This window comes from Dokdonia pacifica (assembly GCF_900188275.1).
Classification (GTDB): domain Bacteria; phylum Bacteroidota; class Bacteroidia; order Flavobacteriales; family Flavobacteriaceae; genus Dokdonia; species Dokdonia pacifica.
In genome coordinates this window covers 480,248-504,138 of sequence record NZ_FZNY01000004.1, presented here as the reverse complement: position 1 = coordinate 504,138, position 23,891 = coordinate 480,248, and the positions used below count along the sequence as shown (strand labels likewise).

Annotated in this window: 26 protein-coding genes and 1 tRNA gene; 21 read left to right on the top strand and 6 right to left on the bottom strand. The window is 33.3% G+C overall.

Annotation, left to right across the window (positions count from 1 at the left end):
• Positions 1-183: 183 nt before the first annotated feature.
• Entirely contained in the window at positions 184-756 is a 573-nt protein-coding gene (locus tag CHB80_RS14600) for a tyrosine-type recombinase/integrase (RefSeq protein ID WP_089372221.1), read from the top strand.
• Here the strand turns inward: CHB80_RS14600 and CHB80_RS24690 are convergent, their stop codons facing one another.
• Positions 757-906: a hypothetical protein gene (locus CHB80_RS24690; protein WP_179218179.1), complete on the bottom strand. Its 150-nt coding sequence runs from the start codon at positions 904-906 to the stop codon at positions 757-759. It abuts the gene before it with no gap.
• Positions 907-1,430: 524 nt separating this feature from the next.
• Here CHB80_RS24690 and CHB80_RS14590 point away from each other — a divergent pair.
• Positions 1,431-1,841 carry a hypothetical protein gene (locus CHB80_RS14590; protein WP_089372219.1) on the top strand — a complete coding sequence of 137 codons (411 nt, stop codon included), beginning with the start codon at positions 1,431-1,433 and terminating at the stop codon, positions 1,839-1,841.
• A 58-nt stretch (positions 1,842-1,899) separates the two neighbouring features.
• Here the strand turns inward: CHB80_RS14590 and CHB80_RS14585 are convergent, their stop codons facing one another.
• A complete protein-coding gene (locus CHB80_RS14585) occupies positions 1,900-2,907 on the bottom strand; it encodes a toprim domain-containing protein (RefSeq protein WP_089372218.1) in 1,008 nt (335 codons plus the stop codon).
• Positions 2,908-3,064: 157 nt separating this feature from the next.
• Between CHB80_RS14585 and CHB80_RS14580 the strand changes: the two genes are divergently transcribed.
• Both CHB80_RS14580 and CHB80_RS14575 read left to right on the top strand, forming a co-directional pair.
• Positions 3,065-5,089 (top strand): N-6 DNA methylase, encoded by a 2,025-nt coding sequence (locus CHB80_RS14580; protein WP_089372217.1) that lies wholly within the window; start codon positions 3,065-3,067, stop codon positions 5,087-5,089.
• Positions 5,083-6,561 (top strand): restriction endonuclease subunit S, encoded by a 1,479-nt coding sequence (locus CHB80_RS14575; RefSeq protein WP_089372216.1) that lies wholly within the window; start codon positions 5,083-5,085, stop codon positions 6,559-6,561. Before CHB80_RS14580 ends, CHB80_RS14575 begins: the two co-directional genes overlap by 7 nt.
• A gap of 388 nt (positions 6,562-6,949) precedes the next feature.
• Here CHB80_RS14575 and CHB80_RS14570 read toward each other — a convergent pair.
• Positions 6,950-7,025 (bottom strand) — tRNA-Phe (locus CHB80_RS14570).
• Between the two features lie 215 nt (positions 7,026-7,240).
• On the opposite strand from CHB80_RS14570, the gene CHB80_RS14565 reads away from it, so the two are divergent.
• From CHB80_RS14565 to CHB80_RS24410, 9 genes are all read left to right on the top strand, one after another.
• On the top strand, positions 7,241-7,576 hold the full coding sequence (locus tag CHB80_RS14565; RefSeq protein ID WP_013750118.1) for an arsenosugar biosynthesis-associated peroxidase-like protein: 336 nt from the start codon (positions 7,241-7,243) through the stop codon (positions 7,574-7,576).
• Positions 7,577-7,633: 57 nt separating this feature from the next.
• Positions 7,634-8,692, top strand: a complete 1,059-nt coding sequence (arsS, locus tag CHB80_RS14560; protein ID WP_089372215.1) for an arsenosugar biosynthesis radical SAM (seleno)protein ArsS — start codon at positions 7,634-7,636, stop codon at positions 8,690-8,692.
• 5 nt (positions 8,693-8,697) lie between these two features.
• Positions 8,698-9,384 carry a TIGR04282 family arsenosugar biosynthesis glycosyltransferase gene (locus tag CHB80_RS14555; RefSeq protein WP_179218178.1) on the top strand — a complete coding sequence of 229 codons (687 nt, stop codon included), beginning with the start codon at positions 8,698-8,700 and terminating at the stop codon, positions 9,382-9,384.
• 99 nt (positions 9,385-9,483) lie between these two features.
• Entirely contained in the window at positions 9,484-9,978 is a 495-nt protein-coding gene (locus tag CHB80_RS14550; RefSeq protein ID WP_089372260.1) for a rhodanese-like domain-containing protein, read from the top strand.
• A complete protein-coding gene (locus CHB80_RS14545) occupies positions 9,978-10,610 on the top strand; it encodes a TIGR04282 family arsenosugar biosynthesis glycosyltransferase (protein WP_179218177.1) in 633 nt (210 codons plus the stop codon). The genes CHB80_RS14550 and CHB80_RS14545 overlap by 1 nt, the downstream gene beginning before the upstream one ends.
• Entirely contained in the window at positions 10,607-11,314 is a 708-nt protein-coding gene (locus CHB80_RS14540) for a T9SS type A sorting domain-containing protein (protein ID WP_089372213.1), read from the top strand. Before CHB80_RS14545 ends, CHB80_RS14540 begins: the two co-directional genes overlap by 4 nt.
• A 9-nt stretch (positions 11,315-11,323) precedes the next feature.
• On the top strand, positions 11,324-12,136 hold the full coding sequence (locus CHB80_RS14535) for a purine-nucleoside phosphorylase (RefSeq protein ID WP_089372212.1): 813 nt from the start codon (positions 11,324-11,326) through the stop codon (positions 12,134-12,136).
• Positions 12,137-12,209: 73 nt separating this feature from the next.
• Positions 12,210-13,178, top strand: a complete 969-nt coding sequence (gene arsM, locus CHB80_RS14530; protein WP_089372211.1) for an arsenosugar biosynthesis arsenite methyltransferase ArsM — start codon at positions 12,210-12,212, stop codon at positions 13,176-13,178.
• 249 nt (positions 13,179-13,427) lie between these two features.
• Entirely contained in the window at positions 13,428-13,619 is a 192-nt protein-coding gene (locus CHB80_RS24410; RefSeq protein WP_143337147.1) for a hypothetical protein, read from the top strand.
• A 1,014-nt stretch (positions 13,620-14,633) separates the two neighbouring features.
• Here CHB80_RS24410 and CHB80_RS24685 read toward each other — a convergent pair.
• Complete coding sequence (locus tag CHB80_RS24685) at positions 14,634-14,807, bottom strand: hypothetical protein (protein WP_179218176.1); 174 nt, start codon at positions 14,805-14,807, stop codon at positions 14,634-14,636.
• Between the two features lie 366 nt (positions 14,808-15,173).
• Between CHB80_RS24685 and CHB80_RS14525 the strand changes: the two genes are divergently transcribed.
• The 8 genes from CHB80_RS14525 (at position 15,174) to CHB80_RS14490 (ending at position 21,858) form a co-directional block, all read left to right on the top strand.
• Positions 15,174-16,115, top strand: coding sequence for a DUF547 domain-containing protein (locus CHB80_RS14525; RefSeq protein ID WP_229746958.1), 942 nt, complete (start codon positions 15,174-15,176; stop codon positions 16,113-16,115).
• A gap of 6 nt (positions 16,116-16,121) precedes the next feature.
• Positions 16,122-16,841, top strand: a complete 720-nt coding sequence (locus tag CHB80_RS14520; RefSeq protein WP_089372210.1) for a TIGR04283 family arsenosugar biosynthesis glycosyltransferase — start codon at positions 16,122-16,124, stop codon at positions 16,839-16,841.
• A gap of 23 nt (positions 16,842-16,864) precedes the next feature.
• Entirely contained in the window at positions 16,865-17,980 is a 1,116-nt protein-coding gene (locus CHB80_RS14515; RefSeq protein ID WP_089372209.1) for a helix-turn-helix domain-containing protein, read from the top strand.
• A gap of 109 nt (positions 17,981-18,089) precedes the next feature.
• Positions 18,090-18,584: a hypothetical protein gene (locus CHB80_RS14510; protein WP_089372208.1), complete on the top strand. Its 495-nt coding sequence runs from the start codon at positions 18,090-18,092 to the stop codon at positions 18,582-18,584.
• 2 nt (positions 18,585-18,586) lie between these two features.
• A complete protein-coding gene (locus CHB80_RS14505) occupies positions 18,587-19,153 on the top strand; it encodes a YceI family protein (protein ID WP_089372207.1) in 567 nt (188 codons plus the stop codon).
• 103 nt (positions 19,154-19,256) lie between these two features.
• Positions 19,257-20,123, top strand: a complete 867-nt coding sequence (locus tag CHB80_RS14500) for a helix-turn-helix transcriptional regulator (protein ID WP_089372206.1) — start codon at positions 19,257-19,259, stop codon at positions 20,121-20,123.
• 87 nt (positions 20,124-20,210) lie between these two features.
• Positions 20,211-21,071, top strand: coding sequence for an NAD(P)-dependent oxidoreductase (locus CHB80_RS14495; RefSeq protein WP_089372205.1), 861 nt, complete (start codon positions 20,211-20,213; stop codon positions 21,069-21,071).
• Positions 21,072-21,093: 22 nt separating this feature from the next.
• Positions 21,094-21,858, top strand: a complete 765-nt coding sequence (locus tag CHB80_RS14490) for a DUF6503 family protein (RefSeq protein WP_089372204.1) — start codon at positions 21,094-21,096, stop codon at positions 21,856-21,858.
• A gap of 172 nt (positions 21,859-22,030) precedes the next feature.
• On the opposite strand, the gene CHB80_RS14485 is transcribed toward CHB80_RS14490, so the two are convergent.
• Both CHB80_RS14485 and CHB80_RS14480 read right to left on the bottom strand, forming a co-directional pair.
• Complete coding sequence (locus CHB80_RS14485) at positions 22,031-22,549, bottom strand: VOC family protein (RefSeq protein ID WP_218823092.1); 519 nt, start codon at positions 22,547-22,549, stop codon at positions 22,031-22,033.
• A 10-nt stretch (positions 22,550-22,559) separates the two neighbouring features.
• Positions 22,560-23,825: a BamA/TamA family outer membrane protein gene (locus tag CHB80_RS14480; RefSeq protein WP_089372203.1), complete on the bottom strand. Its 1,266-nt coding sequence runs from the start codon at positions 23,823-23,825 to the stop codon at positions 22,560-22,562.
• Positions 23,826-23,891: the final 66 nt, after the last annotated feature.

Below are 23,891 nucleotides of genomic sequence, written 5' to 3'. Positions count from 1 at the left end.
TAAAAAAACTTACTTACAAAACAACTACTGTCGACATAAAAATTCAAGCTACAAATTTAAAATACGATTCTCTAATTTCTTTCAGATCCAAATAATCAAAAAAGGTATTTTTTATTTTGATTTTTGTCCGAAAATATCTAATAATCGGACAGTTATATAATAAACAAAGAAGATACCCCGATCATGTACAAAACAACAATGTCACTACACAATAACAAGGGGCATCGTAAATATCTTAACCAAGTAGAACGCTTACGGTTTTTAAAAGAAACTAAGACTTGTAGAACAGATATAAAACTGTTTTGCCAACTACTTTATTATACTGGAGCACGTATAGCAGAAATCCATAATCTCACATCTGAAAATATTGATTTTGCAAATAAAACTGTCGTACTCGAAACGCTTAAAAGAAGAAGAAAAGGCATATATAGAGAAATTCCTTTACCAGCATATTTACTTAATGATTTACACAAATTTGTTGATAGTTATAAATCTTCTCAAAACAGTTCTCGATTATTTTCATTCTCTTTACGGACTGCTTCAAGATATTTAAAAAGTGTTATGCTAAATGCTAAAATAACAGGAGTAAGGAGTTGTGCTAGGGGTCTTCGGCATGGCTTTGCTGTCCATGCAGTAAACAAAGCACCTCTTACACTAGTGAAAAAATGGTTAGGTCATGCTACCTTAGAAACCACTGAAATTTATCTCAATGTAATAGGAGCAGAAGAGAGGGAAATTGCTAAAAAAATTTGGTAATCACCTCTTTTTATAATTCCAAATGAATTTATTGTCATGATCAATAATGATGCGCTCATTTTCATTACTTATAATTACTTCAATTTCTGAATATTCCTCTACAGACTTCAATGCTTTTTCCATTAATTGAGAGATTATTCGATTACTCATATTAGTCATTACAAAACCCTTCTTGGTGAACTGGGTGTTCGTAAACCGCATACACATACAGTCACAGCAGTTTTAGGCTCGAAAGCCCTGTACATAATGCTGTCACCCAGTCCATAAAGACTAAGTTGTGTATATATGGGTTACGAAGCCCTATTAATTTTAGAGATATACACCTCTACAAATATCAACCTATCACAACAAAAGACTATTTGAATAGCAGTGATGGTTTCTTCTTCACTTGCTCCTTTTTGTTTTCAAAAGCAGAAGAACCAGAATTTAAAAAAATGAATGATTAAGGCATTGCAAAGATATTGCACCCAGATACTTAATCATCGCAAATATAGCTGTTATCCTTTGCCGCTTGCAAGGCTAAACCCTTCGGGATTACGAACATTTTTTCTGAAAAAGAAAAAATAACCGCTAATGCCTTGCCTTAGCCACCGCCCCAGCTAATGTAGCCCTGCTTTCGCATCTGAAAACAACAAATGCAAGCAAAAATAATTATTCATCTAAAATTTTAAATTATGGCTAAAACAAACGGAACAAGCAAAAGAGAAACAACAACGCCAAGCACGACCGTCAAAAAACAATTGGCGAAAGAAGCGACAGGTCAAGCAAAAGTACCTGTGCAGACAGCAGCAAAAGAAAAACAACAAGAAGTTAAATTCATTAACCTTGATGATCGTATCAAACAGTTTGAAAAACTAAGAGGTTTAGCAAATCAAAGAGAGCGTTTAGTCAACACTTTGAGTGAGTTAACACGGTTTAATTATAATCAAGCTGAATCTTCTACATTTAGTCTTAAAGATGCAAGTGGTTTGGAATTTCAAACTACAAATTCAAATCTTATTAAACTGGTAGCTACAGAACTTCAAAAAACATTAGAAACACGTAAAGAGCAGCTAGAAAAAGATATATTAGCTTTTAACCTCTAATAAAACAGAACGTTTCGCTTTTAAGAAACCTGCTCTGAAAAGAGTAGGTTTTCTTGTATCATAATTTTCTTTCAATGAAATTCTTAGAAATACGTTTTGGGAAATCTTGTAACGCATTCTTTTTATTAGATAAACTTAAATGAGAATTTTTATGCCATGCATTGAGATCTTTAAATCCTTTATAGATATGATTCATAGAAAATACTGACATTGGTTTTTCTGTATCATTTAATTCTTTTAAGATTGCATTTTGGAATTTATGACCAGCTTCATCATTATCAAGCCAAAGCTTAACTTTATAATAGCCTCTTTGCTTTGCAAGGTCTGCGGCCGCTTTATAAAGATTACCTGAATTGAGAATAATACAATCATTCTTTGGAATGTCACGACCTTCCAAAGTCAATAAGCTTAAAAAGTCTGTTGCACCCTCAAACACATCTAAAATACCATTCTTATGACAACCTTCAATAAGGGTAATATCTTTATTCCCTATCATAGTTTTAAAGCCATTAGCTGTTCTTATATCGAAGCCCCCTGCCCTAGTCTCAAAACCTAAACCATAAATTTTCTTTTTCGTTTTAGTATTAAGAAAATAAATCTGACGAAAGTATTTCTTGGCTAAATCTAATGCTATATTTTTTTGCTTTAGATATTCAATAAGAGAAGAACTAAAAATTTCTTTATTGCTTAAAATCGTATAAACATCTTGTTTTTCTAAAGGAATTACCTTTTTACGAAAAGCTTTGCTATTAAAAGAATGAATTTGAGTACCACCACTAAGATCATCAAACCATTTTAAAGCATCTGATACAGAATACCCTCCTCCTCTACTCTTCAAATACATTTGTGCGAACCAAATCAAATCCCCACCTTTCTCTGTATCTCCAAAATCTTTATAAAACCCTTTACTCGTATCTATATGAAAACTAGCATCTTGCTCGTTAGGGCGAAAAGGTGATTTATACCACAAGTCATTACCTTTAGACTTTTTTTGATTTGGATAATGTCCAAGTGAAGTAAGAAGGCTTTGTAATGTAAATTTTTCTTTTGCTTGCTTAATATTCACTTTTATATTCCCAATCGCCTTCTACAGAGGTTAAATATTTTTTATTTTATCCTTTGCAATCAATTTCTTAAGAAATACTACAATTAATTGTATCGTTCAATAATGAAGTTTTTCTATCTTGTGAATAATTAATTTTAATCTTTCTAAAAACCAATTAATGAGTGAAACCAAGGTTATCATTTCAATTCCCGAAGGGAAATTAAGAGATTATATTGACGGAACTATTCGTAAAGACACTCCAGAAGAATACGTTAGACAGACAGTCGAAAAACGATTAATCAACGAACACAAATATTCAAAAAACCAAGTCAAAATTGAATATGGAGTTCAAATGGGTTCAGGAAAAAAACGTGCAGACATTGTAATATTTTCAGAAGGTTCTACAGAGGAAGAAATGAAAGACCAAGACAATATTTGGTTAGTCATTGAATGCAAAAAAGAAGCTATAAAACCAACAGACAAAAACAATGGAGTTGAGCAAATGAAGTCTTACATGGCTGCTTGTGCAAACTGCGAATGGGGAATGTGGACAAATGGAATGCACAAGGAAGTTTGGCGAAAAGTAAAAAATGAGAAAGGTAAATACGTTTACGAAGAGTTTAATGACATTCCCTCTGCTGATGGAACAACAGACGAACAAGAAAGACCAAATCGAAACACCTTAATTAAGGCTTACGAAGACAATTTACTTTTTACTTTTAAAACCTGTCACAACATTATATATGTAAACGAGGGATTGCAAAAGCAACCTGCGTTTTTTGAATTCTTAAAAATCATTTTCTGTAAGATACATGACGAGAGAAACTTACTTGAACCTATAGAATTTTTTACAACCTCAAAAGAACGAAATTATAAAGACGGACAAGCAAGTGTTTACAAACGTATTTCCAAAATATTTGAAGAAGTAAAAAAACGTCATGGACAAATTTTTGATAAAAATGACGAGATTAAATTACTTCCAAGAACAATTACATATTTAGTTGCAGAACTTCAAAAATATGCTCTCTTAACAACCAACATTGATATTAAAGGAAAAGCTTATGAAGAAATAGTAGGGGCAAATTTAAGAGGAGATAGAGGAGAATTTTTCACGCCAAGAAATGTAATGAAAATGACAGTTGCCATGATAAATCCAATAGAAACTGAACGTGTTTTGGATAGCAGTTGTGGAACAGGAGGCTTTGTTGTTACTGCAATGACTTCTGTAATTGATTCACTACGTGAAAGAATGGAAAGTAAATACGGTGAAGAAGAAGGTTGGAATGCGGATGTTAGAAAAGCATTCAACGATAAAATTTCTGAAATAGCTGCTGAAAACTACTATGGTTTTGATATTAATCCAGACTTGGTAAAAGCCACCAAAATGAACATGGTGATGAATAATGACGGAAGCGGAAATATTTTACAGCTTAATTCATTATTACCACCAGCAGAATGGGAGGAAGAAACGAAAAAGAAATTAGCTAAAGCATTAGGCATTTCGGCAAGCAACATTCGTAATCATAGGAGTTTAGGACACTTTGACGTAATTGTGACCAATCCACCCTTTGGCTCAAAAATTCCAATCAAAGACCAACAAATTTTAGAACAATTTGACATTGCTTATATATGGAACAAAGACGAAGATGGGAATTGGTATAAAACAGACCGACTTCAATCAAGCGTTCCACCTGAACAGCTTTTTATTGAACGAATTATACAACTTCTAAAAGAAGGAGGAAGAACTGCAATTGTTTTACCTGATTCTATTTTAGGTGCACCAGGACTTGAGTTTATTCGTCATTGGTTGGTTAAGAACACTAAAATCATTGCAAGTGTAGATTTACATGCAGATGCATTTCAACCAAGAAATGGAACACAATGCTCTATCCTAATCCTTCAAAAGAAAACCAAAGAAGAAATTGCCGAAGAAGAAAAATCCAGACAAATAATCGACTACGATATTTTCATGACAATGATTGATCATATTGGTCATGACAAAAGAGGTGGTAAAATCTTTAAACGTGATGAAAAAGGAAATATCGCGATGCTTGAAGTTGAGAAACTTGTAAAAGAAAAAGATGCCGAAGGAAATTTAATAGCACGTAAAGAAATTACACAAGAAAAAATTGTAAATGACCAAACTATCCATGTTGCTGATGTTTTCAGCAGTTGGAAAACTAAACAAGGGATAGCATGGTAGATAAAAGTAATTTAGCATATACATTTCAAGAAGTTGAACAGGAAATTGATTACACCTATTTACCTGATAAACTTCAATATACTTCAGTTTCTCTTACAGAAGTCTTTGCTAATAAATTGAGATTAGAAGCAAGTGCATTCAGTATCGAAGCAAGAAATGCAATCGAAAAACTTCAGCGATGTAAAAATGGCGTATCTAATTTATATCCAAATCCTGATTTTGTTGTAGATGCATTTCATGCACCACGCTTTAAAAGGAATTATATAAAATCTACTGTTCCAAATTCAGTTGGGTTTTTAGGAAGTGCTGAAATGTTAAATATAAAACCTAAAGCAATCAAGTTTCTTCCTAAAACACAGGCAGTTCAAAAAAACTTGTTCGTAGAAAAAGGAACGGTTTTAATATCGTGTTCAGGAACAATTGGGAAAACAACTTTTGTTAATAAGACTCTCAAAAACTATTCTTTCAGTCAACATATCATTCGCTTAATCTGTAAAGAATATTCAGGTTATGTATATGCATTTTTAAACACCAATGAGGCACAGGCTCAAGTCCAATCTTTAATATATGGCGCTGTAATTCCAGAAATTGAACCACACCATTTGGAAAAAGTAATTATTCCAAATGCACCTGAAAGTCTAAAAAAAGTAATTCATGAGCTAATTGTTGAATCTTTTGATTTGAGAGACCAATCTAACGACCTCATTGATAAAGCAGAACAAATCCTATATAAAGAACTTGATTTAAAACCGATTGAAGAACTAAAAGCGGAGTATTTCGATAATTCTGTAGAATTAAGGAATTACACTACAAAATTGAATGATTTAAGATTGCGTTTTGATTGTTCATACCACATTCCTATTGTTCAATTGGTAGAGCAAGAAATTAATAAAAACTCAAAAGAAATATCTTCAATTGGAGAACTTTCAAAAAAAATAATTCTTGCAGGTGTATTCAAAAGAACTTATGTAGACAAAGAAAATGGAGTGCCATTTCTTGGCGGACGAGATATAACACAATTGAATCCAAAAGTTGAAAAATTCCTCTCTAAAGCTGTTCACGAAGCAAGAATTAAAAAGGAGTTAGAAGTTTTTGAGAATTACGTCCTGATTTCAGATAGAGGAACAATTGGAAAAGTTCAAATTGTACCAAAACATTGGAATGGTTGGGCAGTAAGTCAGAATATTATCAAAGTCATAGCAAATTCCAATGATCTTGCAGGATACTTGTTTTGTTTCCTTAATTCGGACTATGGACAAGTTTTAATTAAAAGAGAGATTTATGGTTCTGTTGTAGACATGATTGACGACAAAAATGTTGACGGAATTCATATTCCGCTTTTAAAGAATGAGAAGAAGCAGAAAGAAATAAATAACTTGGTTTTAAAAGCAAATGAATTGAGATACCAAGCTCATTTAAAAGAGCAGGAAGCAATTAAGAAAATGGAGGAAATAATAAATAACATAAATTAAAATATGAAAGAACATGACAAACCATTAGACATTCTTTTGCAATCCTGAATACTGGGAAGTAGACAAATATCTTTTAAAAGTACCTATTGAAAAAATGAATTATTTTATTTTTATATATGTTATTTATGTTATTTATTTTTTCTCTCTTGGAGTTTCAACTACTAGGAAACCACATCCAGTATTTAAAAAAGCTGTTATTTCTTTATAAATATTAATTATTTCAACACCTCTGCTTTTTAATTCTAAAACAGAGGTTTCTTATTGTAGAGTAGAAAAAATCTTTGAAATATAATCCGCATTACCTATGCAATATTTTTCAATGTATTTTCCGATGTAAAAGAAAAAACCCTCAACTATCATTCTGATAATCAAGGGCTTCTAAAATTAGTGGTGGTACCTCCAGGAATCGAACCAGGGACACACGGATTTTCAGTCCGTTGCTCTACCAACTGAGCTAAGGTACCTCGCTAATGCGGGTGCAAATATATAACCTTATTTAAATATGAACAACAACTTTTTTAGAAAAATTGCACATCTTTTTATTTTTAAATTTCCAAACACCTAAAATCAATACATTAGAACTCAAAATTGTTAAATAAAACCATTTATTTAAATTTACCGTAAGTAATTGGACAGAATTACGATTAATTATACTTTAGCCTACGCAATCAATTATATTATGGCAGATCAATATTACGACCCAAAAGATCTTAGAAAATTTGGAAAGATCACAGAATGGAGCGAAGAGTTAGGAACAAAATTCTTTGATTATTACGGTAAAGTCTTTGAAGAAGGCGCCCTTACCGCTCGAGAAAAATCACTTATAGCCCTTGCTGTAGCACATACCGAACAATGTCCTTATTGTATAGATGCTTATACAAAAGATGGGCTCCAAAAAGGAATCACCAAAGAAGAAATGATGGAAGCTGTACATGTAGGCGCTGCTATAAAAAGTGGAGCAACATTAGTACATGGTGTAATGATGATGAATAAAGTTAACAAATTAGATGGATAAATATACGCTTTCGCGAAAGCGTATACAGTAAAGATACCCGCCTTACAGGCAATATATATGGGAGCAACAAAATCACTTAAAAAGAGCGAAAACGAACTGGCAGATGCAAATCGCCAGTTGGAAATACTCTCTAATGGTATTTTCCAAAATGGAGAATTACCCACATTTGCAAAAAAAATAAAAGAAACAAATCAGTTTCCATTGCGTCCTCGAAAACTAGAAATTCTACAAATTAATGTAGGATATATGTGTAATCAAGTATGCGATCACTGCCATGTAGATGCAGGTCCTGATCGTAAAGAAATTATGACTTGGGAAACGATGGAGTTATGTTTAGATGTGATACGCAATACAGGTGCACATACATTAGACCTTACAGGAGGAGCACCAGAAATGAATCCGCATTTTAGACGCTTTGTAGAAGAAGCAAGTAAAGCTGGAATTAAAGATTTTATTGTACGTAGTAATCTTACCATTATAAGAGCTAATAAAAAGTACTATGACTTACCTGAGTTTTTCAAAAAACACAATGTACATGTCATCTCTTCTATGCCACACTGGACTAAAGGAAAAACAGATAAACAACGTGGTGATGGTGTTTTTGACAAATCTATCAAAGCCTTACAAGAATTAAATGCTGTAGGTTATGGAATGCCTGATAGTGATTTACGATTGGATCTTGTATACAACCCATCAGGAGCATTTTTACCTGGAGATCAAGCCAGTATGGAGAAGGATTTCAAAAAAGCATTAATGGAAGATTTTGGTATTCAATTCCATAATCTTTTTGCCATTACCAATCTCCCTATTGCTAGATTCTTAGATTACCTAATCGCATCAGAAAACTATGAGGATTATATGTACCAATTGGTAGAGGCCTATAATCCAATGGCAGTGGCTAATGTGATGTGTACCAATACCATTTCTATAAGTTGGGATGGATGGCTTTACGACTGTGATTTTAACCAAATGCTTGGCCTTAAAGTCAATTCAAAAATCAAACATATTTCTGAGTATAACGAAGAAGTTCTAAATAATCGCGATATTGTCATCTCACAACATTGCTATGGATGCACTGCTGGTGCAGGTAGTAGTTGTCAAGGAACAGTAGCTTAAGTATAGTGAAAACAGAAAAAACTGCCATATTAATATTTGCACAATCTGCTCAAAAAGAAGCGGCCAATAAACCGTTTAAAAATGCAGCGCACTTATTTACGCAGTTAAATAATCATACCATTGCTACCGTACAAAAAAGCAACCTCCCCTACTTCAGAATTACTGAAGAAGAACAAACAGGGAATACCTTTGGAGAACGCTTAACAAATGCCATACAATCCATTTATGACAAAGGGTATGATAATGTCATAACGATAGGAAATGACACTCCCAATTTACAAGTACATCACATTGTAGAAGCGGCTCAAAAATTAGAATCACATAAATTTATTTTAGGCCCTTCAAAAGATGGAGGTTTCTATCTTATAGGATTACACAAATCAAAATTTGATCCAGCGCAATTTATAGAATTACCTTGGCAAACAAATTCACTTTCTGACAAACTACTTAGTTTAACATCAGAAAATGAAAATATAATCATACTGCAAGCATTAACCGATATTGATACTGTATTTGATATTGAAAAGATGCTTCAAAAAGAGCCAAAGTTAACAAACAGTGTACTTAAGCAAACTTTACAAGCTATCGTTACTACAACAACAAATGCACGTAAAGACATTCAAAATTTCATACACTCCTTTATTCTTAATAACATATTGAATAAAGGTTCTCCTTCTCCTCATCTTCTATAATTTATGCTACATCTAGCATAAAATCAATCCATCATAATGGATAGCAATGCAACAGTACACATACATGTTGTAATTCACTCAGAAGTATTTAGATCAAACATGAAATTAATAGTTATCATTTTATTTTTTATTACAGCACCTACATGGGCTCAAGAACCTATGGATATAGATGTTGTATTAAAAAACTACAATGATCAAACGGTGCCCTATATTTCGGTAGAAAAACTACACAAAAATAAAGATGCCTATTTGATTTTAGATACCCGTAAAAAAGAAGAGTTTTTGGTGAGTCATATCCCAAATGCTATATGGAGTAATGAGAAATTAGATGTATACGCTTTCGCGAAAGCGTACCCAGACAAATCGCAACCCATTGTAGTCTACTGTTCTATAGGAGTGCGTTCTGAAAACTTTGGAGAAAGCCTTCAAAAACTAGGTTACACGAATGTGTTTAACCTCTACGGAAGTATTTTCTCTTGGAAAGACAAAGGGTATACAATCGTGAATCAACAAAAAAGACCCACAGATAGCGTACATGTGTATAGCAAAGAATGGGGAAAATATTTACAAACAGGTATTAAAGTATATAAATAGTGAGCATACAAAACACAGATAACATTCTTCTTATATTCACTCGAAATCCTGAGCTGGGTAAAGTAAAAACACGCCTAGCAAAAGGGGTTGGACAAGAAAACGCACTCACTATTTATAAGCAGCTATTACAACACACACATGATGTAGTTGTTCAAAATAACTGCACAAAAAGAGTGGGTTATTCTGTAAAAGTGCGAACAAATGACATCTGGGAAGAATCTCTTTTTGAGAAATTCCAACAGCAAGGAGATGACTTAGGACAACGTATGGAAGAAGCATTTTCTGATGCATTTTCAGATAATTATAAAAAAGTAGTGATTATAGGAAGTGATCTTTATGATTTACAACCGCATCACATAGAAGAGGCTTTTCATGCATTATCTACACATGATGCTGTTATTGGTCCTGCAAAAGATGGAGGCTATTATTTATTAGGGATGAGCACCCTTGTTTCCGACGTTTTTAAACATAAAGAATGGGGAGGCGACACGGTGCTTGAAAGCACTTTAAAAGACCTTTCATCATATACAGTCCATACATTAGAAGAATTAAATGACATAGACTTTGCGGAAGATTTACAACCTTATCCAGAGTTTACTAACTATATAAATCAATTAAAACTACAGCCATGAAAAAAACAACAATCGTACTTATTGCATTTATTTTAATCTCAACTATTACACAAGCACAATGCTTTAGAGAAGGAGCACTTGCTGCTGTAGATGATCCTCAAGATTATCCAGTAGAAGGTACTGCATTTTTACAATTTGAAACCGACGGAAGCAAACAAGTAATCTTTGCAGATGATTTTGCAACAGTACAAGGAATAGAATTACGTGTATTCCTATCAACTACCGAACGCCTTGATCAAGGAGGAACCGAACTAGAAGTAACGACAGAACCTCTACAAGATGATAATGGAGGTCAAGATATGAATGATCCAATTACCGGAATGAAAACTTTTGATGTTCCAGATAGTGTAAACCTTGGAGATTTCACATATATCATTATACAATGCGTGCAAGCTGATGTTTTATGGGGACGTGCTACATTAGGGGATAATGAAGGTGCAGATTGCTCAACACTTGCTGTAGATGCAAATGTATTTGATAGCATGGATATTTCTCCAAATCCTATGAAAGATCAATTTTCCATATCAGGACTTACCACACAAAATAACGATATGGTAATTTATGATGTTCTAGGAAAGCAAGTTCATACACAACAAAATATTACCAATCAAACCATATATGTACCCTCTTTAAAAGCTGGAATCTATATCATGACCATTTCATCAGGGGATCAAAAAACAACAAAAAAACTGATCATTCAGTAACTAACAACTATGATAAAAATCATTCAAGAGACTACAGACTACCTTAAAAACAAAGGATTTGACAATCCAGAAATTGGAATTATTCTAGGAACTGGACTAGGACAACTTCTAGATAAAATAACGATCATCAAAGAAGTGAGTTATAATCACATCCCTAATTTTCCTACCGCGACAGTTGAGTTTCATACGGGGAAGTTAATTTATGGAACATTAGTAGGAAAGAAAGTGATTGTCATGCAAGGGCGTTTTCATTTGTATGAAGGGTATTCCCTTACAGATGTGACATTTCCTGTACGCATTATGCATGCATTAGGTATTCAAAAACTATTAGTCTCTAATGCTGCAGGCGCTGTAAACCTCAACTTTAAAAAAGGAGAACTTATGCTTATTGATGACCACATCAATTTACAAGGTGGATCTCCTCTTGCTTTTAAAGGTGTAGAAAAACTGGGAGAACGGTTTACAGATATGAGCGCTCCCTATAATGCAACGATGAATGCTTCTCTAGAAAAAATAGCTACTACGCATGGAATTCATTTACATAAAGGAGTGTATGCCTCTGTAGTTGGACCACAATTAGAAACTAGAGCAGAATACAGATACATTAAGCTTATTGGCGCTGATGCAGTAGGAATGAGTACTGTACCAGAAATTATTGTTGCCAATCATTTAAAGCTTCCTGTAAGTGCTATTTCTGTATTAACAGATGAGTGTGATCCTGATAATTTAGCACCTGTAGATATTCCAGAGATTATAGCGATGGCAGCAAAAGCAGAGCCTAATATGATCACCTTATTTACAGAATTAATAAAAACTATATAAAAAGAAATTAATACGACTAAGGAGTCTAGTTATACAAAACCCCTTACCATTTTATAATAAAACAGACAGAAATATGAGTTATTTAGATGCCACAGTAGATGTATATAAAGAAGCGGCTTTAACACCAGATGTAGGATTATGTTGTACTACAAATCCTATTTGGGAACTACCAGGATTAAAAATACCTAGAATCATGCAAGAAATGAACTATGGATGTGGTAGTACCGTAAATGCAAGAGATCTCACCAATGAACCAAAGATGTTATATGTTGGTGTAGGTGGTGGTATGGAACTTTTACAGTTTGCATATTTTAACCGAAACAAAGGAGGTGTTGTAGGTGTAGATGTTGTAGATGAAATGCTTGAAGCATCTCGTGTTAATTTTAAAGAAGCAGAAGAATTAAATCCTTGGTTTAAAAGCGAATTTGTAGATCTTAAAAAAGGAGATGCACTTAACTTACCTGTGGAAGATAATACTATTGATGTGGCTGCTCAAAACTGCCTTTTTAACATCTTTAAAGCAGAAGATTTAAAGAAAGCTATAGAAGAGATGTACCGCGTTTTAAAACCGCATGGTCGTTTGGTGATGAGTGATCCTACCTGTGAGCAACCTATGAATGAAGAGTTGCGTAATGATGACAGGTTACGTGCACTTTGCTTAAGTGGAAGCCTTCCTATAGCCGAATATGTAAAAGCATTGACAGATGTAGGTTTTGGAACGATTGAGATAAGAGCTCGTAAACCATACCGTATCTTAAATCCTGGTGATTATCCTACCGATGAATTAATCTATATAGAGTCTATAGAGATTGCAGCGATTAAAGATCCTATGCCAGCAGATGGTCCTTGTATCTTTACAGGAAAGGCTGCTATTTATTACGGAAGTGAAGAGTACTTTGATGACAAAAAAGGACATGTGCTTTTAAAGAATCAGCCGTTAGCGATTTGTGATAAAACAGCACAAGCCATTGCCGATTTAGGACGTAATGATATTTTTATTAGCGAGTCTACATTCCATTATGATGGAGGTGGATGTTGCTAATACGCATTTTAATCAGAATAGTAAAAAGGATAGCTGTTGAGCTATCCTTTTTTATTGGGTGTTTTTTGCCTGAAATAAAAAACAGAAACTTGTATTTCTAATACGAAAACTACCATTATTAGTTAATTCTTAGCTAATTAAAATAGTACTTACACTTTTACATTATTCACTTGCGCTTTTGAAATAGCACTTGAATATTGTTTTCATATTTTCTATGTTTTATCATTATTAATCTTTAAATTTTTTATTATGTTAAAAAAACTTTCAAATCTCGGTCAAACTCTAAGTAAAAATGAGGAGTCCTCTATTAATGGAGGGGGTGTTGGTGCTTTTTGTCCTAATTGGTGCCCTTCTGGAATGTTCCGATGTAATTGTAATGGTGGTAGCTTCTGCGCTTCTAGTGTAAGTATTTGTCTTAATATTTGTGGTACATCAGATTAGTACTGTTAAATTGAAGCATACAGCACCTCTTGATAAGATTGCTCCACGGTTAAACCTTCATCAAAATATGTTTCCTTAAATGTTTTTTGATCTTAGGTGTCCAAAGGTTGAATGACTCCAACTTTCTTTATCTTTTAGAAGTTTCCTGTATGCTTCAAACCAATTATTAAAGTTTCTTAATGCCATAACTATAGTATTAATTGATTTGTAAATTTACACTTGGTTTATTGACTTATCATTTATGAAACCTTTTACAAAACGATTAATAGACATATTCTTTTTTGTCCTAAAATGGGGTATCATAATTATAATATCCATTGCAATTATTTATGTATGCTATATGTCAGCTGAATATTCACTTTTTAAAGATGTATTTGTTAATAATTAACCACAGTATTTAAAGTTGTTTTTATATTTACGGAGTGATAAGATTCACTTTTGTGACGTTAAACATCAGCTTTCCTGCATCTATTTAAGCAGATATTAATAGATGGATTCTGTCTGAGTTAAGTTGGCTATCTGGTTTTATCACTTTTTTTTACAGTATTCATGGATTTGTAACTATTTCAATTTTACTCAGTCTTATTAACATGAAAGGAATTCTTTGGGTTATATGTATCATAATTTCATTTGTATTTACAGGATTGATTATGAAAAAAATTTTACGCACCCAAGAAATAAAATTAAAAAAGGATAAACCCTTGACAAATGTTGTTATGGTCATTTATTTTGTTTTTGTGCATCTTCTCTTACTAATAATTTTTATTTATCTTTTTTCTTATATTTTTTTTAAGATTATCTACTAATTACTATTTCTTTAGGTGACAAGGGTAACATTTCTGTTATTTTTTGAACAATCCTATTATTGACTATAAAATTTTATATTATGTTAAAAAAAATTTCAAGCTTGGGTTCAGTTTTAGATAAAGCCCAACAAAAAGCTATTCAAGGTGGTATAGGGGAAGATTCCATTTCTTCTGGTAATTCTTATTGCACTTGCAAAGGTCCTACTGTTTATAGTAGTCGTTTTGTAAGAAGTTGCACTACATGCTCAATAATCTGTATGGATGAAAACTTCATCTGCTCTGGATGATAACCTAATCCTAATTTATGTGTGATTTGCCAGCGAAGCAAATCGCACATAAATAGGACCATTGGTGTAATTCCTTTATAATTTGAATTTTCCATATTCTACAGTTAAAGTTGTTTTTTAATAAATTTTTCTATCCTTCGTCTCTTATATTCCATCACTTGTGGCATCGCAGCACATGAATTTAAATCAAGCTCTAAATAAAATAGATATAGGTGTTTAAATACCATTACAATTCCTATGCAGTTTATTATGTATTTATAAAAACCGAAACTCAAAATAAACTTTGAATTCGTTTCGTGAATAGTTCAATAACTGCTTGGTTTCCTTTCCTATCAAAACACTTATGGAAAAATAAATAACTCAATATGTAAAGTATGGCTTAAATTTTGGACTACTAGAATGAAAATAGAATAAGTTCAAAAAGGAAGTATTGGTATAATATACCCCATAAAATCAAACAAATGAAATATTACCTAATAGCATTAACACTTATCACTGGCATCCTAACTGCCTGTGGCGGAAGTAAAAGAATAGCTGCCACAGAGCAAACAAAACAAACAGTTACTGTTAAAGAAAACGTAGTTAAAGAAGAAGTAAAAACAGAAACCAAAACTGTTATAGAACGTGAAGCTCCTGAAGTAGAAAAAGACATGATGGAAGCTCCAAAGAAAGAGGAAACATTAATTGTACCTAATACAGATATACAACCCAATGAAGAAAAAATGGGAGAAGCTGAAGTGCCTGTAAAAAACATCCTAGAAGCTTTTGATCATACTAGCTACGATGACTTAATTTCAAAATATGTATCTGAGCAAGGAAATGTAGATTATGATGGTTTTAAAAGAAACTGGAGTTCTTTAAGAAATTATATAAAAGCATTAAGCGAAAACATGCCTACCGATGCATGGTCAAAAGAAGATAAGCTTGCCTTTTGGATGAATGCATATAATGCAATGACTATAGATCTTATACTTCGCAACTATCCATTGGCTAGTATTAAAGATATTAAAGACCCTTGGGGACAACGTTTCTGGAAACTAGGCGAAAAATACTATAATCTTAATGAAATTGAACATAAGATATTACGTAAAATGGGAGATGCCCGAATTCATTTTGGAATTAACTGTGCTTCCTTCTCGTGTCCGCCTCTATTAAATGAAGCATTTACTGCTCAAAAAGTAGATAAGCAATTAGACATATTAGCAAGACGTTTTGTAAATGATGAAAAACGTAATACTATTACGGCTAATAGTATTGAAATCTCAGAAATTTTTAATTGGTTTGCAAAAGATTTTAAAACAGATGGATCGGTTATAGACTTTTTAAATAAGTACTCGGATACGCCAATTAATGCAAAGGCAAAGAGGAAATATAAAGATTATAATTGGTCGCTTAATAAATAAACATATTTGGGAACTCCCAAAATTTCAATAATAATACCCACACTCAATGAAGCCGAGAATATCTCTCGGCTTTTAGAGCATCTATCAAGTAATAAAGATGCTCGTACGCCCGTAGAAATTATTATTGTAGATGGGGGTAGTGATGACAAAACACTGAGTATCATCCAAAATTATGCTACTCAAAACAACATCAATAACATTCAGGTAACTACTGCTTCCAAAGGCAGAGCTAAACAAATGAATGCAGGCGCTGCTATTGCAAAAGGGCCTATTTTATATTTTTTACACGCCGATAGTTTCCCTCCAAAAAACTACGATCAAAATATCATACTTGAAGTTTCAAAAGGGAATCACGCAGGATGTTTTAGAATGCGCTTTGATAGTAATCACTGGTGGTTACGTCTCGCTAGCTGGCTCACCCAATTCTCATGGAGAGCTTGTAGAGGAGGTGATCAAAGTCAGTTTATCACTAAAGATTTATTTGAAGAACTAGGCGGATATGATGAACGTTTTATTATTTATGAAGATAATGACCTCATTAATAAACTATACGCTCGCAAAGAGTTTGTGGTGATCAATAAAAAAATAACAACTTCCTCTAGACGTTATAAAAACAATGGTATTTGGAAACTACAATACCATTTCTGGGCCATTTATGTAAAAAAATGGTTAGGCGCTTCTGCCGAAGAATTGCATGAGTACTATAAAAAGAAAATTGTTTCTTAACGACACTTTTTTATCTTAGAGGAGTGAAATCTATAGAGTATATCCTCATTGTCTTATTATCTGTAGGTGCTTTTCAAGGGATTGTATATGGAAGTATTCTATCTCAAAAAAAAGGCATGCATTTTTATGCCAATAGATTTCTCGCAGCTATTCTTTTCTTTTTTTCTTATCGATTATTAGTAGAAACAAGTAAGATATTTGGATATGGCCGATATGATTTTTGGTATCAAGTACTCTTAGAGTATAATTGGATATACGGTACACTCCTCTTTTTCTTTGTGAAGAGTTATGTCAATCCTGATTTTCGCTTAAAGCGAAAAGATTACATTCATTTCCTTCCCGTTGTTATTGAAATCATTTGGAGTTTCTTTATAAAATCTCAAAACTTCTATTGGGATGGAACCAGAGAAAGTCTTTCTTGGCTTGGTTATTATGGATATATGGCTTGGATGCTTTATCCAACCATGTACGTTATTTCAAGTGCGCTTCTCATCTATTATACAAGCAAATCTCAAAAAATACTTTCTCACCTTTCTGAACTTACAAATTATGAACGTATAGCAGGAAAGCTACAATGGATTAAGCGCGTTGTAATCGTGATCAAAATATTTGCTATTGTATACATCATAGGGATTCTTATAGATTACTTTTTCTTCAATTTTGCTAGTAATTTATTTTATGGACACCCTGTTTTTATAGGAATGGCAATCATCACCTATTGGTTAGGAATAGAAGGATTTTCCAGACGTAAAGATGCCGCAGTAAAACCCATCCAGAAGCTATCTACCAAAGAGCAAAGACAACTAGAAGACATTGCAGCATCCATACAGAAACTCATGGAAGAAGAATCTTTATATAAAGATCCAGAATTAACGTTGAGTACGCTTTCGCGAAAGCTAAACCAGAAACCATACCTCGTGACCAAATCTTTAAACAACATTCTACAAAAAAAGTTTACCGATTACATCAATGAGCTTCGAATAGAAGAAGTAAAACGAGTACTCCAAGACCCTAAAAGCAATAAATACACCTTACTTTCTATTGCCTATGATGCTGGTTTTAATTCAAAAGCATCTTTTAATAGAGCGGTTAAGAAAATTACCGGAAAATCTCCAACGCACTTAAAGGCAAACACTTAAAAGGCTCAATTTTCAAATTGACACCTTTTAAAAGTGTCATTCCCAGAATTGAGACGACTAGCATCCTTTCATATAGCATCTTTGTGTCAACCAATAAAAAACACAAAAGATGAAAACATATCTCACTATCTGTTTTATGCTTATAACGCTCTCGGCATGTAGCCAAAGAGATTGGACAGGTCCCACAGGAAAAGAACCATTACCAGAAAAACTAAAAGATATTCGACAAGCGATAACTGTTGTCAACTTCCCTAAAGAAAATGATCCTGTACAAATAAAAGATCGTTATTACTGGAAGCATGCGACTTCCATTTTATGTAAAGAAAGTGCTATTACGATCATAGAGTACGGCGCTTATTTATTTTATGATGGTAAATGGAATCTTCGAAAATCATATCCTCTTAAAGAGCTTGATAAAACTTTCGGTACTAAAAAACAACAATTACTCCAAGGAGAGCCCTACACCTGGACAGATAATTGGCGTACAGATAAAAATCCATATGCAGGTTGGGCCATGTGGTACTTTATAGGCAAAACAGCAAATGGAGAAACTGTTTGCGGTTATAATACCATTCACACAACAAATAATATTTTAAACAATTAATTATGAAAACATATATCTCAATTTTATTTTTAAGTATCTCTACGCTACTATTTAGCCAGGAAACCTATACCATCACAGACAATAGCAGCACCCTTACTTGGGGTGGAAAAGCCGCTGTAGGCGGTTATGCACCTGAAGGAACTTTACAAATCCAAAAGGCAATAATTACCTGTGAAAGCAATACCATTACCGCTCTTGAAATTATTGTAGATATGACAAGTTTATATCAAGAAAATAAACAACTGTCTGGACATTTAAGAGATAAGGATTTCTTTCACGTCAAAAAATACAAAATAGCAAAATTCACGCTTTCTGAACCAGCAGCTATTTCATCTGGCACTTGTATTTTAAATGGTTATATGACCATAAAAGACACTCAAAACAAAGAGCAAGTAAAAGCCACAGTAACTATAAGAGAAGGAATGATCTCAATTGCTTTTAACCATAAAATGGATCGCACTACGTATGGTGTAAATTATAATTCTCCATCTATATTTAAAAGCTTAAAAGAAAATGTTATTGCAGATGATTTTACATTGAAAGGAAGCTTAACATTTATAAAAAAGTAATTGTTGACCAGAAATCACTACTTTTAAGAAAAGAGACAAGATTATATGATTTTAAAATTATAATCTTGTCTTGTGTTTCCATATACAGAAACACCTTTTGCCTATGAAAGTAGTACCACACGCTTTTTATTTGAATCCAGCTATTGAAAAAATTTTAATAGATGGAAATTCTGCTGTCATTCATAAAAAAGTGACAGCATCAGATATACAAAACCAACGCTATTTAGCTTCTCATGCGCTTACGCTTGTTCTGCAAGGAGGACTGCAAATAGAAAAACATAGTGGGGAATTCACCAAAATCCACAAAAACCAAATGGTGTTATTACCAAAAGGATTGTATGCCATAACTGATATTATTCCAGTGGATCAATGCTTTGAGGCTATTGTCTTTTTCTTTGATCAAGAAATTACAGATGAGTTTTTAAACAGTTTTGAGATAAGCAAGTCACAGCATACAACATGTACATTCTTAATAGATTACGATGAGAATTTACGTCTATTCACAGACACTCTACTAGCTTTATACAGAGGCAAAAGCACGCATCAATTTACCAAACCAAAACTATTAGAGCTATTACATCTTATTAGTATTTCTGAAAAGGGAGATGCTTTTGTACAACATCTTTTTGCATTAAAAAACAGAGAGCGTTTACATATCAAAAAATTCATGCTTCAAAATTTTGAAAAACCATTAGATATTGTTGATTATGCATATCTCACTGGAAGAAGTCTTTCTACATTTCAAAGGGACTTTAAATCTACATTTCATATGTCTCCTAAAAAATGGCTTATTGAAAAACGTATGCAAGAAGCGTCCAAATTATTACGTACAACATCAGATTCTGTGACGGATATTGCCTATCGAGTAGGCTACGAAAATGTATCACATTTTATCAAAGCTTTTCATAAATTATTTGGCACTTCTCCCAAACAATATCAAATTCAGAATAGAAAAAATACACTCATATGATTTTTGACTAGAAATCACCATTTTTGATGTATTTGGAAATTTAACGCTTCCATTTTGATAGAAATTTGTTCTCATAAAACAAAAATCATGAATAAAAAAATAGGATTTATCGGATTAGGAATTATGGGAAGTCGTATGGCTCGCAATCTTCAAAAAGCAGGTTGTGATCTCATTATTTATAATCGCACAAAAGAAAAAGCAACAGCGCTTATAGAAAACGGTGCATTATGGGCTTCTAGCCCTAAAGATGTAGTCATGAAAAGCGATATTCTAATCACCATGCTATCTACTCCAGAAGTGGTTGAGAATACTATCACACCCATACTGTCATCATTTAAAGACAATGCGCTTTGGATCAATACGAGCACCATTAACCCCTCATTTACAGAAATGATGGGTACGCTTTCGCGAAAGCATAACATACGTTATTTAGATGCTCCTGTAGCTGGAACTAAAGGTCCTGCTGAAGCTGGAGAATTGCTGTTTTTGGTAGGAGGAGATTCACAAGATCTGGCACAAGCAAAACCGCTTTTGGATTGTATGGGCAAAAAAACAATACACCTGGGTACTATTGGAAAAGGAGCCGCTATGAAAATGCTGATCAATCAATTACTAGGACAGCAAATGGCAGCTGTTGCCGAGGCGCTTACCATGGGAAAAGCAATGGGACTTCAAGAAGAACTTCTATTGAATGTTTTGACTGCTACACCTGTAGTCGCTCCTGTTATACAGGCCGTAAGACCTAAATTAGAACAACAAAACTACGAGGCAAACTTCCCCCTAAAATGGCTACATAAAGATTTGCACCTCTCTAGTATTTCTGCGTACGAAGTTGGTGTAGCTACTCCTAGTTTAAATGTAACAAAAGAGCTCTATGCAAAAGCAACACAAAACGGTTTAGGAGATTTAGACTTTACCGCTATTTACAAATATCTAGAATCAAAATAATATCAAACATAAAAACAACATCATGAAAAAGAATCTTTTTATTTTACTACTAAGCATTATAGTAAGCACTACGTATGCGCAAGATGCAAAACAACTCTTAGCAGAAACGATGGAAGCTATGGGAGGAAAAACAAATTTTTATAATAAAGGAAGCGTATCCTATGATTATGAGTATAACGATCCAAATTCAGGACTTCATTTTGTAGGAAAAGAGATGTATCATTTTGACGGAGAATTATCTCGCGCCAATTTTACAACACACACCATGACCGCCCCAAAAGGTGGAGCCGTTACCGAAGGTTATGATGGCACAAATTTTTGGGTAAACATAGATGGTCAAAAAACAACTAGTGAAGAAGCCCTAGGCTTTGCTCGCTTCTTACGTAAAACAAATTACTATTGGTTTACCATGTTTTTTAAACTTTTAGATGACGGTGTGAATCAAGAATTTACAGGTACTAAAACAATGAATGGTAAGACGTATAACATCGTTAAAATTACGTTTGGAGAAAAAGTAGGAGATGCTCAAGATACCTATGTATTATATATCAATAAAGAAACAAAACTGATTGATCAATTCTTGTTTACGATCACAGCATTTGGAGTTACAGAGCCTAACCTTATGCGATTTGATTACGAAACTATAGATGGGATTAAAATTCCTACGCGAAGAAATTATATAAAATCTAATTGGGATGGTGAGATTATTGGTACCATTCCCGCAATTACAACTTGGGAAAACATTCAGTTTGGAAATGTAGATCGTTCTGTATTTATTCAAAAGTAAATTTCATATACAGCTAAGCAAACTACCACGGGGAAAGTCCGGAAGGCATTTACATGGAACTGAATTTTAATTTCGAGGGTAGCCTCGGAGTATCAACCCCTTTTGGTGTCACCAATAAAAAAGCTCTCGAATAATCATTCGAGAGCTTTTTTATATCAAAATAGACAACAGCTTATAAATCTCCTATCAATTCTATAAATGTTCCATCTGGATCTTGTATCAAGATAAATGTTTTCCCATTAGGGAGTTTTGTAGGCGTTTCACCCAAAGTAGGGACATTATATTTCTTGATACGTGCCATCGCTTGTTTCATATCTTTAGGGAAGATAGTAATATACTGCATCCCTGTATCATCTTGAATATATTGTTGTTTAGGATGTGTTGCTTCTTTTTTGAAACTCATTAACTTCCATTCTGTAGCTGTAGGACTGTCCTCTAATTTCAATACAGTTACTTGTAGAGGCAATCCGCCTGTAAGACCTGTTTTCTTTGCGACTTCACTTGTCACATTAAAACCAGGAACTTCTAGCATTCCCACTACATCTTTATAAAACGTAGTAGATGCTTCTAAATCAGAAACCACGACCCCTATACTGATTGCATTTTGTTCAAATGCTGTTTGTGCGTTTACAACCATCCCTATTTGAATTATTAGTAAAAGAAATCCAATTTTAATGCTATTTTTCATCATTGTTATTTAGTTAAAAGTATTGACCGATTCCAAACACAAAACCACTAGTTGCACTAGGAGTTATACCATACCCATAATCCACTCTAAAGGTAGCATTAAATATCTTCTTATGTATAAATCGCATCCCAATTCCTGGATACACACGTAAATTTTGATCATCCCCAAAATCACTTAAATCACCTCCTGGATTACGCCAGCTTCCTGCATCTACAAATGCATTTCCTTGCACTACAAACCAAGACTTATCTACAAAGGTGTATCGGTATTCTGTATTTAAAACAATAACTCCAGTACCACGATCAATAGTATTTCCTACGCCTCGCACATTCAAATTATTATCTACTGAAAAGGGAGCAAAAGGAGAATCTGCATTGGTAGCCAAACCAATACGTAACCTATTTGCCCAATTACCTTTATCCCCTACTCTCATGAAATATTGAAAATCATTCCACCATATTAAAAAATCAGGTAAGGTCTCATTACTTGCAATAACATACTGAATATTAAACGTACTCTTAAAACCACCCGTATATTGATAATAATAATCTAAATTATCAAACTCATACACCCCTTTAAAAAGTAATTTATCTACAACAAGCTCTTGCGGAACCGCTTCACTTGTTGCGCCAAATAAATACTCATAATCTTCAGTAAAAAAAGTAACACCAGATTCTATACGGTGTCTGAAATTAAAAGCATACAATCCTAAAACTTCAAAAGAGGTATTATTATACTTATACTCTGCAGTTCCTTCTTCTAAAAACACAGGTTCTTGCGTTGTTAGACTTTGAAAATTTAAAGCGATTCCAATTTTATTATTAAACACAAATGGAGCCCTTAAATTGATTCCAAAAGAGTCAAAAATATCTCTTTGATAAAACCCTCCAAAAGCAATATTTCTACCTAAGGTATTAAACTCGTAAAGACCAGCTCTATATGCAAACTCATCATCGTTTGTTGTATACACATTAAGCTGAGGATTAATGGTAAAGTTTTCTTCTATATTATAAAAAACATTGTAATGATTATCCTGCGAATAAAAAACCTGATAATAGGCATGTGAAACTGCTGGAAGACGTTTTAATCTAATAATATCATGATCTAATACTGTAGAGTCTAATTTACGTCCCGTCTTTGCATCGCTTATTAAACGTACGAAAGAACTTTTAAGGCGCTTATTACCTTGCACTTTTACATCTGCTATATAAGATTCTTGTCCATAGCCTTTTGTAAACAAAGCTATCAGAAAGAAAAATAGTAGTGCTTTTTTGTACATTATTTTTTAGCGTAAAGTAGAATCAGTAATATAAACCTTAAAGTTAGTATTATTATATAGTTTCTA

Coding starts and splice junctions, on each gene's coding strand:
- CHB80_RS14600 (WP_089372221.1), top strand. CDS start 184: ATGTACAAAACAACAATGTCACTACACAATAACAAGGGGCATCGTAAA.
- CHB80_RS24690 (WP_179218179.1), bottom strand. CDS start 906: ATGAGTAATCGAATAATCTCTCAATTAATGGAAAAAGCATTGAAGTCT.
- CHB80_RS14590 (WP_089372219.1), top strand. CDS start 1,431: ATGGCTAAAACAAACGGAACAAGCAAAAGAGAAACAACAACGCCAAGC.
- CHB80_RS14580 (WP_089372217.1), top strand. CDS start 3,065: ATGAGTGAAACCAAGGTTATCATTTCAATTCCCGAAGGGAAATTAAGA.
- CHB80_RS14575 (WP_089372216.1), top strand. CDS start 5,083: ATGGTAGATAAAAGTAATTTAGCATATACATTTCAAGAAGTTGAACAG.
- CHB80_RS14565 (WP_013750118.1), top strand. CDS start 7,241: ATGGCAGATCAATATTACGACCCAAAAGATCTTAGAAAATTTGGAAAG.
- arsS (WP_089372215.1), top strand. CDS start 7,634: ATGGGAGCAACAAAATCACTTAAAAAGAGCGAAAACGAACTGGCAGAT.
- CHB80_RS14550 (WP_089372260.1), top strand. CDS start 9,484: ATGAAATTAATAGTTATCATTTTATTTTTTATTACAGCACCTACATGG.
- CHB80_RS14540 (WP_089372213.1), top strand. CDS start 10,607: ATGAAAAAAACAACAATCGTACTTATTGCATTTATTTTAATCTCAACT.
- CHB80_RS14535 (WP_089372212.1), top strand. CDS start 11,324: ATGATAAAAATCATTCAAGAGACTACAGACTACCTTAAAAACAAAGGA.
- arsM (WP_089372211.1), top strand. CDS start 12,210: ATGAGTTATTTAGATGCCACAGTAGATGTATATAAAGAAGCGGCTTTA.
- CHB80_RS24410 (WP_143337147.1), top strand. CDS start 13,428: ATGTTAAAAAAACTTTCAAATCTCGGTCAAACTCTAAGTAAAAATGAG.
- CHB80_RS24685 (WP_179218176.1), bottom strand. CDS start 14,807: ATGGAAAATTCAAATTATAAAGGAATTACACCAATGGTCCTATTTATG.
- CHB80_RS14525 (WP_229746958.1), top strand. CDS start 15,174: ATGAAATATTACCTAATAGCATTAACACTTATCACTGGCATCCTAACT.
- CHB80_RS14510 (WP_089372208.1), top strand. CDS start 18,090: ATGAAAACATATCTCACTATCTGTTTTATGCTTATAACGCTCTCGGCA.
- CHB80_RS14505 (WP_089372207.1), top strand. CDS start 18,587: ATGAAAACATATATCTCAATTTTATTTTTAAGTATCTCTACGCTACTA.
- CHB80_RS14500 (WP_089372206.1), top strand. CDS start 19,257: ATGAAAGTAGTACCACACGCTTTTTATTTGAATCCAGCTATTGAAAAA.
- CHB80_RS14495 (WP_089372205.1), top strand. CDS start 20,211: ATGAATAAAAAAATAGGATTTATCGGATTAGGAATTATGGGAAGTCGT.
- CHB80_RS14490 (WP_089372204.1), top strand. CDS start 21,094: ATGAAAAAGAATCTTTTTATTTTACTACTAAGCATTATAGTAAGCACT.
- CHB80_RS14485 (WP_218823092.1), bottom strand. CDS start 22,549: ATGATGAAAAATAGCATTAAAATTGGATTTCTTTTACTAATAATTCAA.
- CHB80_RS14480 (WP_089372203.1), bottom strand. CDS start 23,825: ATGTACAAAAAAGCACTACTATTTTTCTTTCTGATAGCTTTGTTTACA.